At 33.6% G+C, this 20,497-nt stretch carries 22 protein-coding genes and 1 pseudogene; 17 read left to right on the forward strand and 6 right to left on the reverse strand.

Annotated features, from left to right (window positions below; genetic code table 11):
- Positions 1-36 precede the first annotated feature (36 nt).
- The 4 genes from ACZ76X_RS16390 (at position 37) to ACZ76X_RS16405 (ending at position 3,084) form a co-directional block, all read left to right on the forward strand.
- On the forward strand, positions 37-1,239 hold the full coding sequence (locus tag ACZ76X_RS16390) for an iron-containing alcohol dehydrogenase (RefSeq protein ID WP_479851173.1): 1,203 nt from the start codon (positions 37-39) through the stop codon (positions 1,237-1,239).
- A gap of 148 nt (positions 1,240-1,387) precedes the next feature.
- On the forward strand, positions 1,388-2,086 hold the full coding sequence (locus ACZ76X_RS16395) for an aspartate/glutamate racemase family protein (RefSeq protein ID WP_479851020.1): 699 nt from the start codon (positions 1,388-1,390) through the stop codon (positions 2,084-2,086).
- A gap of 87 nt (positions 2,087-2,173) precedes the next feature.
- Positions 2,174-2,647, forward strand: coding sequence for an SAM-dependent methyltransferase (locus ACZ76X_RS16400; protein ID WP_098670185.1), 474 nt, complete (start codon positions 2,174-2,176; stop codon positions 2,645-2,647).
- Positions 2,644-3,084, forward strand: a complete 441-nt coding sequence (locus tag ACZ76X_RS16405; RefSeq protein WP_479851021.1) for an N-acetyltransferase family protein — start codon at positions 2,644-2,646, stop codon at positions 3,082-3,084. The genes ACZ76X_RS16400 and ACZ76X_RS16405 overlap by 4 nt, the downstream gene beginning before the upstream one ends.
- Positions 3,085-3,138: 54 nt before the next feature.
- Here ACZ76X_RS16405 and ACZ76X_RS16410 read toward each other — a convergent pair whose 3' ends face one another.
- The gene (locus ACZ76X_RS16410; protein ID WP_479851022.1) at positions 3,139-3,666 is read right to left on the reverse strand and encodes an HAD-IIIA family hydrolase; all 528 of its coding nucleotides are present in this window, start codon (positions 3,664-3,666) and stop codon (positions 3,139-3,141) included.
- Positions 3,667-3,695: 29 nt separating this feature from the next.
- Positions 3,696-4,127 carry a GNAT family N-acetyltransferase gene (locus ACZ76X_RS16415; RefSeq protein WP_479851023.1) on the reverse strand — a complete coding sequence of 144 codons (432 nt, stop codon included), beginning with the start codon at positions 4,125-4,127 and terminating at the stop codon, positions 3,696-3,698.
- Positions 4,128-4,280: 153 nt separating this feature from the next.
- Between ACZ76X_RS16415 and ACZ76X_RS16420 the strand changes: the two genes are divergently transcribed.
- The 5 genes from ACZ76X_RS16420 to ACZ76X_RS16440 all read left to right on the forward strand — a co-directional run bounded on the left by ACZ76X_RS16420 (position 4,281) and on the right by ACZ76X_RS16440 (position 8,814).
- On the forward strand, positions 4,281-4,991 hold the full coding sequence (locus ACZ76X_RS16420; RefSeq protein ID WP_479851024.1) for an ABC transporter ATP-binding protein: 711 nt from the start codon (positions 4,281-4,283) through the stop codon (positions 4,989-4,991).
- Positions 4,984-6,183, forward strand: a complete 1,200-nt coding sequence (locus ACZ76X_RS16425; RefSeq protein ID WP_479851025.1) for an ABC transporter permease — start codon at positions 4,984-4,986, stop codon at positions 6,181-6,183. Before ACZ76X_RS16420 ends, ACZ76X_RS16425 begins: the two co-directional genes overlap by 8 nt.
- A 282-nt stretch (positions 6,184-6,465) precedes the next feature.
- Positions 6,466-7,053 (forward strand): YpjP family protein, encoded by a 588-nt coding sequence (locus ACZ76X_RS16430; protein WP_098520439.1) that lies wholly within the window; start codon positions 6,466-6,468, stop codon positions 7,051-7,053.
- A gap of 107 nt (positions 7,054-7,160) precedes the next feature.
- The gene (locus ACZ76X_RS16435) at positions 7,161-7,796 is read left to right on the forward strand and encodes an HAD family hydrolase (RefSeq protein WP_479851026.1); all 636 of its coding nucleotides are present in this window, start codon (positions 7,161-7,163) and stop codon (positions 7,794-7,796) included.
- Positions 7,797-7,881: 85 nt separating this feature from the next.
- Positions 7,882-8,814, forward strand: a complete 933-nt coding sequence (locus ACZ76X_RS16440) for an aminoglycoside phosphotransferase family protein (RefSeq protein ID WP_479851027.1) — start codon at positions 7,882-7,884, stop codon at positions 8,812-8,814.
- 187 nt (positions 8,815-9,001) lie between these two features.
- On the opposite strand, the pseudogene ACZ76X_RS16445 reads toward ACZ76X_RS16440, so the two are convergent.
- From ACZ76X_RS16445 to ACZ76X_RS16455, 3 genes and pseudogenes are all read right to left on the reverse strand, one after another.
- A pseudogene (locus tag ACZ76X_RS16445) lies at positions 9,002-9,136 on the reverse strand (S41 family peptidase); the annotation flags it as partial.
- 77 nt (positions 9,137-9,213) lie between these two features.
- Entirely contained in the window at positions 9,214-10,602 is a 1,389-nt protein-coding gene (locus ACZ76X_RS16450; protein WP_479851028.1) for an SNIPE associated domain-containing protein, read from the reverse strand.
- A 399-nt stretch (positions 10,603-11,001) separates the two neighbouring features.
- Positions 11,002-12,459: a serine hydrolase gene (locus ACZ76X_RS16455; protein ID WP_479851029.1), complete on the reverse strand. Its 1,458-nt coding sequence runs from the start codon at positions 12,457-12,459 to the stop codon at positions 11,002-11,004.
- A 197-nt stretch (positions 12,460-12,656) separates the two neighbouring features.
- Between ACZ76X_RS16455 and ACZ76X_RS16460 the strand changes: the two genes are divergently transcribed.
- The 5 genes from ACZ76X_RS16460 to ACZ76X_RS16480 all read left to right on the forward strand — a co-directional run bounded on the left by ACZ76X_RS16460 (position 12,657) and on the right by ACZ76X_RS16480 (position 17,970).
- Positions 12,657-13,613, forward strand: coding sequence for a thymidylate synthase (locus tag ACZ76X_RS16460; protein WP_479851030.1), 957 nt, complete (start codon positions 12,657-12,659; stop codon positions 13,611-13,613).
- A 19-nt stretch (positions 13,614-13,632) separates the two neighbouring features.
- The gene (locus ACZ76X_RS16465) at positions 13,633-14,121 is read left to right on the forward strand and encodes a dihydrofolate reductase (RefSeq protein ID WP_098670196.1); all 489 of its coding nucleotides are present in this window, start codon (positions 13,633-13,635) and stop codon (positions 14,119-14,121) included.
- A gap of 155 nt (positions 14,122-14,276) precedes the next feature.
- Positions 14,277-16,262, forward strand: coding sequence for a penicillin-binding protein 3 (gene pbpC / locus ACZ76X_RS16470; RefSeq protein ID WP_479851031.1), 1,986 nt, complete (start codon positions 14,277-14,279; stop codon positions 16,260-16,262).
- Positions 16,263-16,503: 241 nt separating this feature from the next.
- The gene (locus ACZ76X_RS16475; protein ID WP_283791093.1) at positions 16,504-17,139 is read left to right on the forward strand and encodes an FMN-dependent NADH-azoreductase; all 636 of its coding nucleotides are present in this window, start codon (positions 16,504-16,506) and stop codon (positions 17,137-17,139) included.
- 111 nt (positions 17,140-17,250) lie between these two features.
- Positions 17,251-17,970 carry a lysophospholipid acyltransferase family protein gene (locus tag ACZ76X_RS16480; RefSeq protein ID WP_479851032.1) on the forward strand — a complete coding sequence of 240 codons (720 nt, stop codon included), beginning with the start codon at positions 17,251-17,253 and terminating at the stop codon, positions 17,968-17,970.
- A gap of 40 nt (positions 17,971-18,010) precedes the next feature.
- On the opposite strand, the gene trhA is transcribed toward ACZ76X_RS16480, so the two are convergent.
- Complete coding sequence (trhA, locus tag ACZ76X_RS16485; RefSeq protein ID WP_000136894.1) at positions 18,011-18,667, reverse strand: PAQR family membrane homeostasis protein TrhA; 657 nt, start codon at positions 18,665-18,667, stop codon at positions 18,011-18,013.
- A gap of 213 nt (positions 18,668-18,880) precedes the next feature.
- On the opposite strand from trhA, the gene ACZ76X_RS16490 reads away from it, so the two are divergent.
- From ACZ76X_RS16490 to ACZ76X_RS16500, 3 genes are all read left to right on the forward strand, one after another.
- Positions 18,881-19,066, forward strand: a complete 186-nt coding sequence (locus tag ACZ76X_RS16490; protein WP_000492443.1) for a twin-arginine translocase TatA/TatE family subunit — start codon at positions 18,881-18,883, stop codon at positions 19,064-19,066.
- Between the two features lie 42 nt (positions 19,067-19,108).
- A complete protein-coding gene (gene tatC / locus ACZ76X_RS16495) occupies positions 19,109-19,852 on the forward strand; it encodes a twin-arginine translocase subunit TatC (RefSeq protein WP_479851033.1) in 744 nt (247 codons plus the stop codon).
- Between the two features lie 341 nt (positions 19,853-20,193).
- Positions 20,194-20,445: a DUF2535 family protein gene (locus tag ACZ76X_RS16500; protein WP_000629012.1), complete on the forward strand. Its 252-nt coding sequence runs from the start codon at positions 20,194-20,196 to the stop codon at positions 20,443-20,445.
- Positions 20,446-20,497 lie beyond the last annotated feature (52 nt).

The raw sequence follows: 20,497 nt of genomic DNA on the forward strand, positions 1-20,497 counted from the left end.
CTAAAATATTAATTAGGGGAAGAAGGGGTGGAGTACTTGCAAGAAGTTGCTGAGTTTCGTATGCCGAAGTCTGTATTATATGGAAGAAATTCGCTTGAAAAACTGGGGGAACAATCTAAGAAGTTGGGGAAAAGAGCGTTTATAGTTACGGATACAATTATGGAGAATTTAGGATATGTTGAGAGTTGTATACAACAACTAAATACGAAAGGTATTACTGTTATTATATATAATAAAGTAAATGCTGAGCCTACAAATATACACGTGTTAGAAGCGTTAACTCTTAGTAAAGAAGAAAAGTGTGATTTTATTATTGGTATTGGTGGTGGAAGTTGTATTGATGCAGCGAAAGCAGTTGCGGTATTATATACAAATGGCGGAGACGTGGAAGATTATGTCCAAAAAGATATGGAAATAGAAAATGATCCGCTACCACTTATTGCAATTCCGACAACTTCTGGTACTGGATCGGAAGTAACAAGTGTAGCGGTAATTACGAATAAACGAACAGATGTAAAAATGATGATGAAGCATCCGAGTTTTACCCCGCAAGTAGCGATTATTGATCCAATTTTAACATGTTCGGTACCACCTCATATAACAGCAGCAACAGGGATAGATGCTTTATGTCACGCAGTCGAAGCATATATTTCTAAAGTTTCACAACCACTTACAGATGTATTAGCTCTTTCCGCAATTGAAAGTATTATGAAATATTTACGTATTGTATATGAAGATGGAGAGAATATGGAAGCAAGAGAAGCGATGATGATAGCGTCCTTACAAGCTGGAATTGCATTTTCAAATGCATCTGTTACATTAGTTCATGGCATGTCAAGACCAGTAGGGGCGTTATTTCATGTACCACATGGTATATCGAATGCAATACTATTACCTACAGTTTTAGAATATACAAAAGTGAGTGCAGTAAAAAGACTAGCGGAAATTGGACGTTGTTTAAATAAAGATATGTATTCTTATTGTGATGGAGAAGTAGCCGATTACACGCTCAGGGAAATAAAAAAACTTTGCTTTGATCTTCGTATTCCAAATTTAAAAGAATACGGAATTGGTGAGGTTGAATTTGAAAAAGCTGTTTCTAAAATGGCAGCAGATGCAATTGAAAGTGGAAGTCCAGCAAATAACCCACGTGTGCCATCATATGACGAAATTAAACAGTTGTATCGAGAATGTTTTCATTATCAATATGGAGATTCTATAAAAACATTAGATAATTAATTTCAGAATATTCTCATAAAATTTCCTTGGAAATAGTTAAAACAAGACTTTATATTTTGAACGTAAAGTCTTGTTTTATTGTGTATAATATACATAATAAAATGTTTGAATCAGGTTGTAAAAATAGTGTGAGGTAGGTGTGGATTTTATGAAAACAATAGGTTTAATTGGTGGTATGAGTTGGGAATCGACTATTGAATATTATCGAATTATAAATGAAGAAATAAAAAAGAGATTAGGAGGATTACATTCAGCAAAATGTATCCTTAATAGTGTGGACTTTGAAGAGATTGAACGATTCCAGTCTAATGGAGATTGGGATGGAGCAGGAGAAATATTAGGGAATGCAGCATATTCGTTACAGAGTGCAGGAGCAGATTTTATAATTATTTGTACAAATACAATGCATAAAGTAGTTGAGAAAATAAAGGAGAATATTCATATCCCAGTTTTACATATCGCTGATGCAACAGCGAAAGAAATGAAAAGGAAAGATATTCAAACGGTTGGTTTACTTGGAACTAAATATACAATGGAGCAAGATTTCTATAAGTTACGCATAGAAGAAAATCATATAAATGTAATGGTTCCATCAAAAAAGGATAGAGAAAAGATAAATGAAGTAATATATACAGAACTATGTTTAGGAAAGATAACATCTCAATCTAGAGAGTATTATAAAAAAGTTATAGAAGATCTAGTACAAGAAGGGGCACAAGGAATCATATTAGGTTGTACAGAAATAGGTTTATTAGTTAAGCAGGAAGACGTATCCATTCCGATATTCGATACAACTCATATACATGCAGTTGAGGCAGTTAATTTCGCTTTACGAAATAGAGTATAATTATATTATGTAACCTAGTTCGTGTGTGTGGAAAACATTCAGAAAATATTTTATAATGTAAGTGGTTACATTTAAGGGGGAATGCGTATGTTTTCAGTTCAGCCAATCGCATTTGTACATAATGAAAGAAAGGAAATAAAAGATGATGAGTGGGGAGAAGTAAAATCCTATATTACTTTAACTGAAATGTATACAGAAGAAAGTATACAAGGGATTGAAGATTTTTCTCATATTGAAGTTGTTTTTTATTTTCATAAAGTAACTGATGAACAAATTCAATATTTTGCTAGATATCCTAGAAATAATCATGATTATCCTAAAGTAGGTATTTTTGCACAGCGCGGAAAAAATCGTCCGAATCGTATAGGAGCAACCATTGTAAAGGTAATCAAAAGAGAAGGTAAATCAATTATTGTTGAGGGGTTAGATGCTATTGATGGTACCCCTATATTGGATATAAAGCCGATAATGAAAGAGTTTATGCCGAAAGAAGAAATCGCACAGCCTAAATGGGCAACGGATATAATGAAACAGTATTGGAAGGGGAATGGAGTAAAATGAGAATATATGAGGCAACAATTGCGGATTTAGATGGACTAGCATCAGTTTTCAATAACTATCGTATGTTTTATAGACAAGATTCCGATTTAGAAGGAGCAAAAGTATTTTTACGAAATCGAATCGAGAAAAAAGAATCGGTTATTTTCGTGGCAGTTGAAGACGGGGAATATATTGGATTCACACAATTATATCCATCATTTTCTTCTATTTCGATGAAAGAATTATGGATTTTAAATGATTTATTTGTACAAGCTACTAAGCGCGGGGCAGGAACAGGAAAAAAATTATTAGAAGCTGCTAAAGAATTTGCCTTAGAACATGGTGCAAAAGGTGTAAAATTACAAACAGAGATTGATAATTTATCAGCGCAGCGATTATATGCTGAAAATGGTTATTTGAGAGATAATCGTTATTTCCATTATGAATTAACGTTTTAAAAAAGTTATATAAAAAGAGACGTTTTCATTGTGAAAACGTCTCTTTTTATATGATTATAGTTGATTTAAAACCCAATTTGTAGCATCTTCAAAGTTTTCTGCAATGTAGTTTGGTTCAATATGTGCCCATTTGTCTCGGTACGTATGTAAAGCATCGTATCCAGCGCCTGTGCGCACCAATATCGTTATCGCATGCACTGTTGCTCCTGCAACGATGTCGGTCCAGCGATCACCAATTACAGCGCATTTTGTTAAATCAAGCCCGTGTTTTTCAGCTGCTTGTAGCAGCATACCTGTACTTGGTTTACGACATTCACAACCATCACCGTGTTTGTGAGGACATACGTATATATCATCAAAGCCGAAACCTTTTAATTCTTGTGCGAAATCAGCAACAGTTGCTATCCCGTCTGCGATACCTGGTTGATTTGTGAAAGAGAAAATTTTTATATTTTGAGCTTTTAGTTTTTGCAAAGCTGCTTTTGTAAACGGAAATAATGTAAAAGATCCCGGATAATGTATTGTAGTGTCACCACCAATTGTGCCATCACGATCAATAAAAATAGCTTCGATGTTTGTCATAGTTTTAGTCCTTTCCATTTATAAGTAGTTTAAAAGTGTTTCACAAATCGATATCCATTCACTTCATATCCTAATTTTTTGTAAAAAGGATGTGCTTCTAACCTTTTTGTTCCACTAACTAGCCATGTGCCGATACAATTATGTTTCTTTGCTAATTGCTCTGCGTAATCCATTAATACTTGCCCAATGCCTTTCCGTCGTATTGTAGAATCAACGCTAATAATTGAAATTTCCCCGTACCGAGTTACATCTTCTAAATTTTCACGTATACGAAACCCAAGCAATCCAAATATAGTGTCCTCTTCTTCATAAACATATAGAAAATCAAAAGGACTCATTTGTACGAATTGTAATCGATTGTTCATTTCTTCATACGAAATAGAGGAACCTTTTAGTTCTGTTGTTAAAGAGCAAAGTGCATCTATATCGTCTATCGTAGCTTCACGAATTTGAAAAGACATATTATCCACTCCAATTAAATGTAATCAAACATTAAGTATTCTGTTAAAAAATATGTATTCCTGCTATGAAAATAAATATTTTATAATGATATATAGATAGTTATATGTTATTCTTTTCCTAGTTTGTATTGGAAATGGAAAGAAGGGGAATGTATGTTAGAAGTAAATATCCGTTCTGCTGGATATGAAATAGGTGAAAAAACAATTCATGATATTGCCTTTTCGATTGAGCAAGGCGAATTAGTTGCTCTTATAGGCGCAAATGGTGCCGGGAAAAGTACAACGATTAAAACGATGCTTGGGTTACTTGTAAATGTGAATGGTGAAATATCATTTGGTGAAAAGAAAAATCCATATGCATACGTGCCCGAACATCCAACTTATTATGATTATTTGACGCTCTGGGAACATATTGAATTATTAATGGCTGCTCGAGGGAACGAAGTAGGGAGCTGGGAAAGGAAAGCGGAAGAGTTATTACATATGTTTCGAATGGATAAGCATAAACATGAGTATTTATCAAATTTTTCAAAAGGGATGAAACAAAAATCAATGCTCATTTTGGCGTTTTTAACTGAACCAGATTTTTATATCATTGATGAACCTTTTATCGGTTTAGATCCAGTAGCTACGAAAGAATTTTTAAGTTATTTATATAAAGAAAAAGAACGTGGCGCGGGTATATTACTTTGTACGCACGTATTAGACACAGCTGAAAGAATTTGTGAAAGATTTTTACTCATTTCACAAGGTACATTAGTTGCAGATGGACATTTAGAAGCAATCCAAACGTTAGCAGAAATGCCAGGGAGTTCATTATTAGACTGTTTTGATGTAATTGTAAGGCGTGAACAACATGATTAAACAACAATTTTATAAAAGATTGCGCCATGAACTGGGCCGCAAATGGAAGTCCATACGTTCTATAACGGATTGGACAGTTGCACTATATATTATTATTCCAGCATTTATATTTATGGGGATTTATTATCGTTCACTATGGACGGAAGAATTATCGATGGGAGAGACTATTTATTTCGGATTAGGTCTACTCGCATTTTATGTGATTACATATGGAAGAGGAGTTCGCTCATTTTTTGAGCAAGCGGATAGTTTATTTTTAATTTCGTATCCCGCTCACATGCAAAAATTAATCCAGTATGGCATGACATATACGTTTATTCGAATAGCAATAACGAATGTAGTAGTTGTTGTTGCGATGTTACCAGTGTTGATGAAAAGTATTGGAGTGACGAAGATACAAGTCGTATTATTTTGGCTATTCTTTACTGTATTTCGATTTCTGATGTCGTTATTAACGAGATTTATTCATGTACGTGTGGGGAAACGATGGCTACTATGGATTACAAAAAATGTAATATTTTCTATAAGTCTATCCTTTTTCGGATTGAGTTTGTTTCTTATTTATAAAAATCCATTTTATTCTATACTAAGTATAGGTCTAGCAGTTTTTCTAATTATCGTATTGATAACAGAAAAATTAAATTATAAAAATTACTTTTTTAAAGAAATTGAGAAAGAAAAAGAAGAAAGTATGCGCTGGACGAGTGGGATTATGCAAGTTGGTGGTCATACGGCTAAACCGAGTAGTTCGAATAAAAAGGCGTGGATGTTTCCACGTTCTAAAAAGTTTTTAGGGAAGAAAAAGGATTCTCGTATTGTTGAATCCTTTTTAAAAGAATTTTTCCGTACAAGTAGTGCACGAATATTTTATATTCAAATTGTATGTATAAGTACTGTAAGTATTATTATGAGTCCGAAGTGGATTGCCGCTATTATTCTTGCATTTGCTTTAGTTGCAATTTCCCGTTATGCGCGCGACTATTGGAATGAATTTACGAAAAAAATGTTTCTTCATTTATATTGTGATGAAGGAAGATTACTATTGTTAAGATGGAAGGCAGATCGATATTTATTACTTCCAGTAATCCTTTTATATGGGTTGGTTATCCTTTCTCATTTTTATTTAGTACCAGCTGCAATTGCCGGGATTATTTTTATAGTATGGATTGGTTGGGTTGTATTTTTACCATAAAAAAAGAGCCGGAAAATGGCTCTTTTTCTAATCTGTCACACATTGATAAAGAAAGTATGCTAAAACGAGTATGCTTGCGGCGGAATACATGACATCTAAAGACATATGATCGCCTCCTCATTGTTGTTGTATTTTATTGTATGAAATCTTACAATTTCATATTCAAGTGAAAAATATGTGAACGTTAACAAAATTGTAAAGTGCAAAAATTACAATCATTTTGTATAATAGAAGAAACAACTGTTATATAAAATATAATGAGTGAAAGGGGAGGGAACATACATGCCAAATTGGTTTAGAAAAACCTTAGTCGCCTTAATTACCGTATTTACATTTGGTTTAGTGACGCCTCCTTCCATATTGCTTGATAATGCCAAAGCTGCGGACAAGCCTACGAGCACAGCTGGGCAACAAAATTTGGAGAGTACGTCCTATACATATGAAGAAACGAATGACAGGTTAACCACCGATACTTTTATTACGTATGCAATGCAAGAAGCAGAGAAGCAGTCGATGCAAAAGTTTGGGACTAAAATTGGTCCAGTAATTGAAGATGAATTTAAAGATGTAATATTACCGAAAATTGAAGAGGCAATTGCTGAGCTTGCCAATGATGTACCAGAAGATTCACTACAATCATTAGCGATTTCCCAAAAACCAGCTGGTGGGAATAATGAAAAAATCTTTCACGTTTATGACACGAAATCAGGAAATGACTTATTGCGATTTCATGTAAGGAGAGATCATCCACCGCAAGATGGTTACTATTTTAATTTCCACTATCACCGTTTTGATGATGGGTACTCTGGACACTATGAGTTAGGGAATATTTATTGGAATACGAATGTACCACCAAAGTGGCTTTCTTAAAAAGAACAAGAGAAAATCTTGTTCTTTTTTTATGTGTATAGAAGGGTAAGACAACTACGGTGTTGAATAAGATAGGTTTAGAAAAAAGAAGAAAAGGGAGTATGGGAATGCAAAAATATATTGTTTTTGACTTTGATGGCACATTAGTAGATTCACAAAATATATTTGTACCAATTTATAATCAAATTGCTGAAAAGCACGGATATAAAATGGTAAGGGAAGAAGAAATTGAGTATTTACGTAAATTAACGATGCCAGAGAGATGTAAACAACTCGATATACCATTGTATAAACTACCGATATTAGCACTAGAGTTTTATAAATTGTATCAACCTGCCATAAAAGATCTTATTTTGTTCCATGGGATGAAGGATGTATTAGATGAGTTACATAAAAAAGGCTACGGAATTGCAGTCATATCATCGAACTCAGAAGAGCATATTCGGGCATTTTTACACAATAATGATATAGAAAATATACAAGAAGTATATTGTTCTAAAAATTTGTTCGGTAAAGATAAAATGATAAAAAGATTTTTAAAATCGAAAAAAATAACTGAGAAAGATATGTTATACGTCGGTGACGAACAGCGAGACGTAGCAGCGTGTAAAAAGGCTGGGGTCAATGTAATATGGGTATCTTGGGGATATGATGTTATTGAAACAGTGAAAAAAGATGCACCAGATTATATGGTCAATACACCGATGGAAATTGTGCAAGTAGTACAAGGGGCGTATTCTTAATATGAATAAACTTCGAGCAGGCATTCATCATATTGAATTTTGGATAGCGTATACACCAAATATAGAAATGTAAGGGGGAATATACATGAAAACAATTACAGCATGGCAAAACAATATACAAATAGTAAAAGATGCAGTTAATATTGAAGAAATTTCTAAAGGTTTCTCACCGGATAAGAAATATATCATTACGAAAGCGAATAATGAAAAATATTTATTACGGACAGGCGATATAAAAGAGTATGAAAGAAAGAAAATAGAGTTTCAAATTTTAAATGAAATGCAAAAACGTAGTGTACAAGCTCAAAAACCAATTGAAATGGGTTTATTAGCAGAAGAAGGTTTATGTTATGGTATTTTTTCATATTTAGAAGGGGAAGATGCAAAGAAGCTATTGCCTACGCATTCACCAAAAGAACAATATGAAATTGGTATAGAGGCAGGAAAAGATTTAGCGAAAATGCATACATATGAAGCTCCTAAGGATATACTTCCATGGTATGAAAGAGCAATGAAAAAACATCAAAAATATGTAGAGGCATATAAAACGTGCGGAATAAAAATAAAAAATGATGATAAAATCATTAAATTTATAGATGAAAATGAAATATATTTAAAGAATCGCCCAAATCGATTTCAACACGATGATTTTCATTTAGAAAATATAATTGTACGTGATGGGAAATATGTAGGTGTTGTTGATTTTAATGGCTACGACTGGGGCGATCCGCTTCATGATTTCGTGAAAATTGCACTATTTGCAAGGGACATTAGTATTCCGTATTCAATCGGACAAATAAAAGGATACTTTAATGGGCGAATACCAGAGGGATTCTGGAAATTATATGCAGTTTACGTTGGCATGACAGTTTTCTCTTCAGTTGTCTGGTCATTACGAGCAGCACCACATATGTTAGATGATACGTTAGAACGCCTTACTATCGTATTAGAGGATCATAAAAATTTTGAGTTATTAAAGCCAATTTGGTTTCAACCAGAAAAGATTGATATGAAATAGAAAAGGTAGGTGTGATTCACATCTACCTTTATCCCGCTTTAATGGGCAGTAAGACCCCCACCTCAAAATTTAGCGAAAGCAAAGAAGTTAGGTTGGGGTCGGGCTGCCCATAAAAGTCCGATTGGTGAGGGCTGATAATCAGTGGGGATGAAGAAAGCCCCCACTGATTAAAGTTTCACTTTATTTTTTACCATTCGTCGTTTTGAAGCAGTTGTAATGCTAACTTTAAATCTACATCTTCTTGTATATATCGTTGTATACCACTACCACCCTCGAACATTTCTTTAGCTGTAATTGAATGATGTGAAGTAGGAAGGAATAAAGGGATGTTCGCTCCTAGTCGAGTGAAATTCTATCGTTTAATGAAAACGTTCAAGTAAACATAGCCTCTTTTATATTTTATGCGCTTGTTACTACATGTTTCTTTAATATTTTATTTTGCTGTAGTGTTTCGCGGTATTCTTTAGCCTCTGCTATTTTTGTGAATTCAACTGTTTTGTTATGATTTCGTTTTATAACTTCTTCGATTTCTGATAATGAAACATTGAAAAATTCTTTACGATAGTTTACTTTATTCACACTTTTCTGCTGGAATGTATCGTGTAATGTTTTTTCAAGAGTCGGTGCATCTTCACTAAATATCATTGCATGTACATCAAATGTAAACGGAACAGAGGCATCACCAAGCTCCTTAACACGATCTGTTGGTTCTAAACGGCGTGTCATACCTATCTTATAAACGTCTTCTCCAAAGCTACCAATGTTGCTAATAATATATACGTAACCAGCGCGTGTGTTTTGTTCACGGTTATATACTTGTTCTTTATCTTTTTCCACAAGAACCAGTTTTTCTTCCAGTTCTTTAATTTTTTCTTCCAATGCAGTACGTTCATCTTGCTGAGCAGATAAGAATCGCATTTGTAAATTTTGAATTTCTTGCTTAAAGTGTTTTTCTTCTTTTTCAATTTTTTGTTTTTCTTTTTCGATTTCACGTTTTACACGTTCTTCTTCACGCATTTGCTCTTTGATGCGTCGTTGTTCATCTTTTTCTTCTTCTTTCTTTTGTGCAAACTCATAGGCGAGGTGAAGTTCTTCTAACTTTAAGTTCAAGTAATCATAACGAATTTCAATTTTATTATGCTTATTGGCTTTATTTAGATTGTCAAAGGCACGATGTATTCTTTTTTCCATACTTTCCATATTGTTAAATGTAACTTTACTTATTGCGAAATCACATTCATTATTAAAACTATTTAGTGTGATTTTAATGTTGCTGTTATTTAAAGCGTTCCCTTTAGACTTACTCCCATCAACGGTCCAAGTTTCAGAGTGGAAGGTAGCAACTTTATTTTTTACCATTTCCTTTTGCTGTTTACGAATTTGATCTAATCGAACCTTATATTGTTCACTGGTTGTAAAATCATATTTAGGTTCATAAAATCCGAATGATTGCAATAATACTTCATCTTGAAACTCTATTAATTCTGCCTTTGCTTCCTCTTTTTGTTTTTCGATAGCTGTTATTTCTTCTTGTATCGATAATTTTTTCTGCAATTGTTTATAAATGTCTGCTTCCTGTTTTTCAATATCATGAGCAAGCTTTTCTTTCTGCTCACGAAGTGAAATCGCATCACCAAATCCACTGTTTTCCCACTGGACTTTGTTCTTTTTATTCTCCTGGGTTTGTTTAATAAGCAAGATTACCCCGATGATGAATGGGATAATTAAAATAGAAAACGTAAAACATGCTGCAATGATCCAAGTGGATAAATACCATTTTTGATTCATTTACGTTTTTCTCCTCTCTTGATCTAATAGTTTTATTTTATCGCGTATTGAAAAGGGTTTGTATCGAAATTTGCCAAAATAAACTATGATTTTCAATCGGAACTTGTCTGTTATTATTTGTAAATAATTAATGAGATAACTTTTATGAACAATAAGTGGAAAAATAAATACATTTTCACATTTTTTACTCAAATAAAAAATCTCACATTTATGTTCATATTATGTATCTATACAAAACCTAACAATATGTGGGGAAATACTTATGGGAAAAATGTGTAAAAATGATGAAGGCGTCTATGAATATACAGATAAAAAAAGTCGAGTTTCTTATTTATAGAAGCTCGACTTTTTATATGAAATATGCATGTCTAATTTTTGGGGTTCTCTCTATTAAAATATTTATTTAATTTTCGTAAATACAAGAGGTTGAGTACTTAGCATTGCAGGTACATGTAATTGAATCGATGGGAATTCACCACTCACATTCATTTCATAAGCGAATAATAAACTCATTTTCATTTGGAATAAATCAACTTTTGCAGAGAAGATGTCGTAATGATGATGCGCTAATTGAATGTCCATCTCCATAAATTGTACATATAACGAATTATCTCGTTTGTATACTTGTAATCTTCCGTATGCAGGATGTTCGAAAGTACCAGTATAATCGTCTAACTTGTGAGAAGGTGTAGTCCCTTTCGTTTGTTCAGGAATGGATTCGGTTGCTTCTTTCATCATTTCCTTCATTTTTTCAGTATCTTCTACAGCACGTTTATGCCAATCAATGCATTCTAATTCAAGTAGTTCGTCATAAATTTGATTAGCGAGATAAGTAGGAAGTAGTGTGCCTCCAGCATTCGTTAAAATGACAAGGCCTATGTTTTCTGTTGGTATGAATGAAACAAGTGCTGAAAACCCATCAATATTACCGCCATGATGAATTACCTTATTACCACGATAAGCGCTAATAAACCAACCAAGGCCGTAACTATTTAATGGAGATTCAGGAAGCGATAAAACTGGTTGATCTGGAATGGAATTATGTGGTGTATACATTTGTTGTAATAATTCAGAGGTGATTACTTCATGATCTCCAAATTTCCCTTTGTTTAAGTGAAGAAGGACCCAATTTGCCATATCTTTAATTGTAGAATTAATACACCCAGCAGCGCCAACTGTATCAATATTACGGAATGGAACTTCTTTTATTTCACCTTCAATTTCAATGTAAGGTAAAGCATAATCATCTGTATTTTGTGAATCTGTAACAGAGAAGTTTGTTTGATCCATATTTAAAGGTTTTAAAATATGTTCTGTAGCGTATTGCTCCCACGTTTGATTCGTAATGTTTTCTACAATATAACTAATTGTTGCATACATTAAGTTGTTATATAGAAAGGAAGTTCGAAACGGTGCATCAAGCGGTAAATGTTTTATTTTTTCAACAAGATCTTTTCGAGATAAGGAAGAGCTATACCAAAGAGCCTCATGGCGGCTTACACCGGTTCGATGAGAAGCTAAATCTCGCCCGGTAACTTGTGAACTAGCAAGTAGATCAGATAAAGAGAAGTTAGGTATATAAGACTGGACAGGATTATCCCAATTAAACTTTTTTTGCTGTGCTAATAAACTTAATGAAAGTGTGCCAAAAGCTTTCGTTGAGGAACCAATTGCGAACCGAGTATTCGATGTAACAGGCTCTTTAGTCTCTATATTACGATAGCCGAAACCTTCTGAAATAATAACTTCACCGTCTTTTATAACAGCTACAGCAGCGCCAGGAACGTTTAAATCCTTCATCATTTTTTCAACCGTTGTTTGTAGAGAAGTCATAACAGGCGTTTCAATTTTAGACATACTTCTAACCTCCAAATATAAATTTTGTTCTACCGCACTATACTTTCGGTAATAGAAAATAAAAACCTTTATAAATGTGGAAAGTTAATAATTTTGTAAGAATTACTGAAATAAATTTATTAATCAAGATTATTAAATTTACTGTTTTTCATGTTATGATAAATTGCATATAAGATTGAAAGAAGGTTTTACTACATATGAAACATGCTGAAAATGAATACTTAAATTTATGCCGCCATGTAATGGAGCATGGTACGAAAAAAGAAGATCGTACAGGGACAGGTACTGTATCTGTATTTGGATATCAAATGCGTTTTGATCTAAGTCAAGGTTTTCCTTTATTAACGACAAAGAGAGTGCCGTTTCGCCTTGTAGCAAGTGAGCTGCTTTGGTTTATGAAAGGTGATACAAATATTCGTTATTTATTGCAGCATAATAATAACATTTGGAATGAATGGGCATTTAAGAGTTGGGTAGAAAGTGACGAGTATACGGGTCCTGACATGACTGATTTCGGTCTTCGCTCACAACAAGATGAGGAATTTAAAGTTCAGTACGATGAGCAAATGGAATTGTTTAAAAAGAACGTTTTAGAAGATGATGATTTCTCAAATAAATATGGTTATTTAGGAGACGTATACGGTAAGCAGTGGCGTGCCTGGAAAACGACAGCTGGTGAGACGCTTGACCAATTAAAAGATGTAATTGAAACGATTAAAAAAACACCAGACTCACGTCGTCTAATTGTATCTGCTTGGAATCCTGAAGATGTACCAAGTATGGCATTACCACCGTGTCATACGTTATTCCAGTTTTATGTAGCAGACGGTAAACTTTCTTGTCAGCTATATCAAAGAAGTGGTGACATATTCCTTGGAATTCCATTTAACATTGCGAGTTACTCACTACTAACACATTTAATTGCGCATGAATGTGGTCTTGAAGTGGGAGAATTTGTTCATACAATTGGAGATGCACACATTTATACGAATCATTTTGAGCAAGTAGAAAAGCAATTGGCACGTGAACCACGTCCATTCCCAAAACTTACATTAAATCCAGATGTAAAATCTGTGTTTGATTTTGAAATGGAAGATTTAACGATTGAAGGATATGATCCACACCCAGCAATTAAAGCACCGGTTGCAGTGTAATTGTAGAGGAGATGAAAAGATGATAGTTTCATTTATGGTCGCAATGGACGAGAATAGAGTAATTGGTAAAGATAATAATTTGCCTTGGCGTTTACCGAGTGAATTACAATATGTAAAGAAAACAACGATGGGTCATTCGCTTATTATGGGAAGAAAAAACTATGAAGCGATTGGTAGACCACTACCTGGAAGACGTAATATCATTGTAACTCGTAATGAAGGGTATCATGTTGAAGGGTGTGAAGTAGCACATTCTGTAGAAGAAGTGTTTGAGCTATGCAAAAATGAAGAAGAGATTTTTATTTTTGGCGGAGCGCAAATTTATGATCTCTTTTTACCTTACGTAGACAAGTTATATATAACAAAAATCCATCATGCATTTGAAGGAGATACATTCTTCCCAGAAATAGATATGACAAATTGGAAAGAAACTTTTGTTGAAAAAGGATTAACGGATGAAAAAAATCCGTATACGTACTATTATCATGTATATGAAAAGCAACAATAATAATAGAGGTTGATGTGAATATTCGCATCAATCTTTTTATTTGTATCCATCAATATAGGTTTATAGATGAGATTCGATAGTGCTATAATGAAAGGGAGCATGTAAAAATGCTAATATTTTCTAAAGTATTTGTATAGAAAGAGGAGGAGAATCGATTGAGAAAGATATGGGGGATTCTTTTTCTTTGCTTAACATTCATGTTAGTTGGATGTGGTAAAGAAGAAAAACCACAACAAGCATTTGATACATATGCAAAAGCATGGAATAAACAAAAATTTGCAGAAATGTATGACCAATTATCAGAAAAGGCAAAAAAAGATATTTCAAAGAAAGAATTCACTGAGAAATATGAAAAAATTTATTCTGGCATTGAAGTGAAAGATTTAAAAGTAGAAACAGGGGAAGTAAAAGAAGATAAAAAAGATGAAGGCCCTGTTCCTTTTAAAGTAAGTATGGATACAATTGGCGGTAAAATCACTTTTGGTCATGAAGCAAAAATGGTGAAAGAAAAAGATGGAGATAAAGAATCTTGGAAAGTAGATTGGACTCCTGATTTTATATTCCCAGGGATGACGAAAGATAGTAAAGTGCGTATGCAAACAACAGAGCCGAAGCGCGGAGAAATATATGACCGTAATGGTAAATATCTTGCGGTAAATGGTAAAGCCTCTGAAATCGGAATGATTCCTGAACAGTTAGGTGATGCTGCTCCGCAAACGAAAGAAACGGTAGCGAAGTTGCTAAATATGTCTGTAGAAGAAATTGATCAAAAACTAGCAGCTAAATGGGTAAAACCAAATTACCTTGTACCAATGGGAATATTGCCTGAAGGTGCAACTCAAAATACGTACATAGATTTACCGGGTGTTGCAACAAAGCCAGTAAATGTTCGCTCATATCCATTAGGAGAAGAAGCAGCACATCTTACTGGCTATATTGGAAAAGTGAATGCTGAAGATTTAAAAACGCTACAAAAGAAAGGCTATCAAGCAGATGATCCAGTAGGTAAAGCTGGTTTAGAGCAAGTACTGGAAGAAAAGTTACGCGGTAAAAAAGGTGGTCGTGTCTTCGTAGAAGATGCACAAGGAAAAGAAATTAAAAATTTAGCAAAAACAGATGCTGTTGATGGAGAAAATGTAACTTTAACGATTGACAGTGCAGTTCAAAGCGAAATTTATAATGAAATGAAAAATGAAGTAGGTTCAAGTGCAGCAATTAATCCAAAGACTGGAGAAACACTTGCACTTGTGAGCACACCAGCTTATAACCCAAATACCCTTACAAGAGGGGCGTCAAAAGCGCAACGTGATGCGGTAAATAATGATCCGAAAAAACCGATGACGAATCGATTTACACAATTATCAGTTCCAGGATCTGTATTTAAGCCGATTACAGCTGCAATCGGTCTTGAAACGAAAACAATCGATCCAAAAGAAGAGTTGAAAATTGAAGGATTAAAATGGACAAAAGATTCTTCTTGGGGTAATTATTATGTAACGCGTGTAAAAGATGCAAATCCGATTGATTTTGATAAGGCAATGAAATACTCGGATAATATTTATTTTGCACAAGAAGCTTTGAAAATCGGAAAAGATAAATTTATGAGTGAAGCGAAAAAATTCGGATTCGATGAGAAATTACCAATTGAATATGGATTCCCAGCTTCTAAAATCGCAAATGATGGTATTAAAAATGATATTCAAATGGCAGACACAGGTTATGGACAAGGACAAGTCTTAATGACACCGCTCCATTTAGCATTAACGTACGCACCAATTGTTAATGATGGAAACATACCTTCTCCATATATTATTAAAACAGATAAGCAACCAAAAGTTTGGAAAGAGAATGTAATTTCAAAAGGCAATCAGGATATATTAAAAACTGCTATGACGAAAGTAATTAATGATCCAGATGGTACTGGAAAAATTGCTAAAATTGATGGTAAGACGCTTGCTGGAAAAACAGGTACAGCGGAATTAAAAGTATCGAAAGAGGCCGAAGGAAAAGAGCTAGGTTGGTTCGCTGCATTTGATTTAAATTCACCAGATATGGTCATTACGATGATGATTGAAGATGTAAAAGGTAGAGGCGGAAGTAATATTCCTGCTGAAAAAGTGAAACATGTTTTTCAAAAATAAATTGTAATAAAAGGCTATCTCTATAATTTATAGAGATAGCCTTTTGTATGAAAAAATTCTTAATATCTTTATACTCAATTTTAAAGAAACAAAATAAATCACTAACTTACGAAAAAAAAGTAGCTATTTTTTATTGACATCGAATATAACTTTTTGTATTATACTTACATAAGGTAAGTTATTTACTTTCGAATTATAAATCTCATATTAAAGATAAAATGAGTAAAAGGGAGAGAATACAATGACAAAAGTATTATTTATTACAGCAAATCCAAATTCAGCAGAAGGTTCTTTCGGAATGGCAGTAGGGGAAGCTTTCATCGAAGCTTACAAAAATGAGCATCCACAAGATGAAGTGGTAACAATTGATTTATTCAACACTACAGTACCAGCAATCGATGCAGATGTATTTGCTGCTTGGGGTAAATTTGCAGCAGGTGAAGGCTTTGAAACTTTAACTGAAGTTCAACAACAAAAAGTAGCAGCAATGAACACAAACCTAGAAACATTTATGCATGCAGATCGTTATGTATTCGTAACTCCAATGTGGAACTTTAGCTACCCACCAGTAGTAAAAGCATACTTAGACAACTTAGCAATTGCAGGTAAAACATTCAAGTATACTGAAAATGGTCCAGTTGGCTTATTAGAAGGTAAAAAAGCACTTCACATTCAAGCAACAGGTGGCGTTTATTCTGAAGGAGCATACGCAGCTGTAGACTTCGGTCGCAATCACTTAAAAACAGTATTAGGATTCATTGGTGTAAATGAAACTGAATATATTGCAGTTGAAGGTATGAATGCAAACCCTGAAAAAGCACAAGAAATTAAAGAAGCAGCAATTGCTAATGCTCGTGAATTAGCAAAACGTTTCTAATCTATAACACTTAAAAATGTCCAAACACTTGTTGTTTGGACATTTTTTCTTCTTTTTCCTTCGTTTGTCTAGTATAATGAAGGTCGGAATGATAATAGGTGGGGGTTCTGTATGATTCAAACGTTTTTTAAAATCTTTTATTTAATTTTAATCGTAATTGCGATTACACCAAGAATGTGGCGTCTTAAAAGACAAGTAAATACGATGTCGCCACAAGAAAAAGATAATGCTGTATATAAAACGACAAATTGGTTTGGTAAGAAAATGGTACGTGTAGCCGGATCTACAGTAGAAGTAAAGGGACTAGAAAATGTTCCGAAAGACAAGCCAGTACTAGTTGTAAGTAATCACCAGAGTAATATGGATATCCCAGTTTTACTAGGTTACTTAAATAAACCAATTGGATTCGTTTCAAAGGCAGAGATTAAGAAGTTCCCGGTTGTACCAACTTGGATGGAACTTATGAATTGTGTATTTATGGATCGTAGCGATCGTCGTCAATCACTTCAAGCGATTAAAGATGGAATCGAGCTATTAAAGAATGGACATTCTATCGTAATCTTCCCAGAAGGGACGAGAAGTAAAGGTGGCGAAATCGGAGAGTTTAAGGCTGGAAGTTTTCACCTTGCAGTAAAATCTGGTGTAGCAATTTTACCTGTAACATTAGATGGAACATATAAAATGTTTGAAGCGAATGGAAACCGTATGAAGCGAGCTCATGCAACAGTAACAATTTCTAAGCCGATTACACCTGAAGAGTATGCGAATATGGATATTAAAGAGTTAACGAAGCATACACAAGATGTTATCGCATCACAATTACATAAATAATAAAAAAGGTTTCAGCTTATATAAGCTGAAACCTTTTTTATTATGCTGTTGGTAAGACATAAAAGAGTACGCAGAAAAACATCATCGCACTACCACCTAAAACGAAAAGATGCCAAATGGCATGGTTGAAAGGTAACTTTTCCCAAAGGAAGAATATAGCCCCTACAGAATATAAAATTCCGCCCGCTAACAGTAGTGAAAAACCGTGCCCAGTTAGATTTTCATAAAGTGGTTTAATAGCAACGATTATGAGCCATCCCATAATGATATAACATAACGTTGAGGCCTTAATAAAGCGACGTACAAAGAAAATTTTAAAGATGATACCTCCGATTGCGAGTGTCCATATAATAGCAAGTAACGTCCAGCCTAATGGTCCACGAAGTGTAATAAGTAAAAAAGGAGTATATGTGCCTGCAATTAATAAATAAATGGCTGAGTGATCTAATATAGTAAATAATTTTTCTACTTTTGGATGGTGAATGCTATGTAACAATGTTGAAAACAAGTACAGTAAGAACATGCTTACACCATAAACCGTAAATGCAACAACAGCAGATGCAGTACCATGCTTAGAGGCATGAATAATCAATATGATTAAGGCAGGGATGCTTAAAATGGCACCGATACCATGTGTGATTGCATTTGCAATTTCTTCTTTTACAAATTGGGTCATTCGTGTCATTTTTTCAGTCATAATGCCAATCCTTTCTACTATTATAAAATAATATGTCGTTTCCCTTACCATATCATACACAAGAGCAATAGAAAATGAAATTTGTATAATTGATTATATTTTTGAATTTTTTTGACAAAAGGCAATGGTTTTGTTGACGTTTTCAAACTTTTTTGACAAAATAAAATTATGCAATAGTAGGACAAGGAATCTACTAATAAAGGGGATGGAGAAATGTTTTCAAATATTGGCTTTCCAGGATTAATTTTAATTTTAGTAGCTGTACTTATTTTATTTGGGCCGAAAAAATTGCCGGAAATCGGAAAGGCTTTAGGGGAAACGTTAAAAGAATTCAAAAAATCAACGAAAGAATTGACTGACGATGCATTTCAAGAGAAGGAAAAGAAAGAAAAAATGTAATGATTTTTCCTTGTAATGGATAAATAAAGTGTGGTGAACGAGATGGAAGATCGGGAAATGAGTGTAGTAGAACATATAGTTGAGCTTCGCAAACGAGTAATATATACAGTGTTATCCTTTGTACTATTTTTAATTGTTGGGTTTACTTTTACGAAGGATATTTATTTTTGGCTTGTAAAAGATTTACCAATGAAATTAACTGTTCTCGGTCCAAGTGATGTATTGTGGATTTTTTTCTCGATTGCTACAGTATTTGCTATTGTTTGTACAATTCCTTTTGCTGCTATACAAATTTGGTTATTTGTAAAACCGGGTTTACATCCAAATGAACAAAAGATGACAGTAATGTATATACCGGTATTGTCTATATTATTTATTGCAGGTTTATGCTTTGGATATTTCGTTGTAATGCCATTTTTATTTCATTTTTTAACTACAATAGGTAATGAAATGTTTAATACGATGTTTACGACAGAAAAGTATTTTCATTTTGTTCTTAATTTAACAGTTCCATTTGCTGTAATTTTTGAATTGCCTGTAGTAGTAATGTTTTTAACGAGTATTGGACTATTGACGGCAGAACTTCTAATAAAAATAAGAAGGTATGCTTACGTAGCACTGATTATCATTGCGTCGTGTATATCACCGCCAGATTTTTTATCTCATAGTTTAGTTGCGGTACCGCTTATTTGTATTTATGAAATTAGTATTGCTTTATCAAAGGTTGTTAGTAAGAGAAAAAAGAAAAGAGAAGAAGAAATTCAGTCGAAAAGTGCCTCGTTATAAAGGCACTTTTTTTATTTATTTGTTATACTCTAGCTATAAACGTATACAATATAGAGAAGAAAAAAAATATAGAATCTCCAAAATTTAGACAAACTTTGCGCTTTTATAAGTTTATACTGAATATATTAAGCAATATACGGATAACGAGTCCTCGTCTTATTAGAAATTTAGGATGGGGGATGGATTAGGTGGAGATGAATAGAGTATAAATCTTCTAACCATAAGAACTACAGAGATTGTCTAAGGATACTTTTGTATCATGGGAGTCGCCACTTTAAACAACGTGTTACAGCGTAAAGTAGAAGAAGTTCAAAAATCCAATGAAAAAGAGGATTGATATTGTGATTACGAAAAGTTTTTATTTCACTCATTCAACAGGGGATTGTATTAAAATATTTGAAATCCCTGTCCTACAGGCACAGCATCCATTGTCGTTTCTAATTCAGTCTCGTCTTCAATTATTTATTGCAAAAATTCAAAAACAAAAACACCCAAGATTTTCGTATTCTTTCCGTGAATATTTACAAAATTGTTTGAAGTGGAATGATTATTTAAATGTATATAAAACAAATACTCTTGAAAAAAATGCATGATATAGAGTGTGGACAGGGTTAGGAGCTCTGTCTTTTTTATTTTAGGTATGAA

The organism is Bacillus sp. BC05(2025) (genome assembly GCF_056725905.1).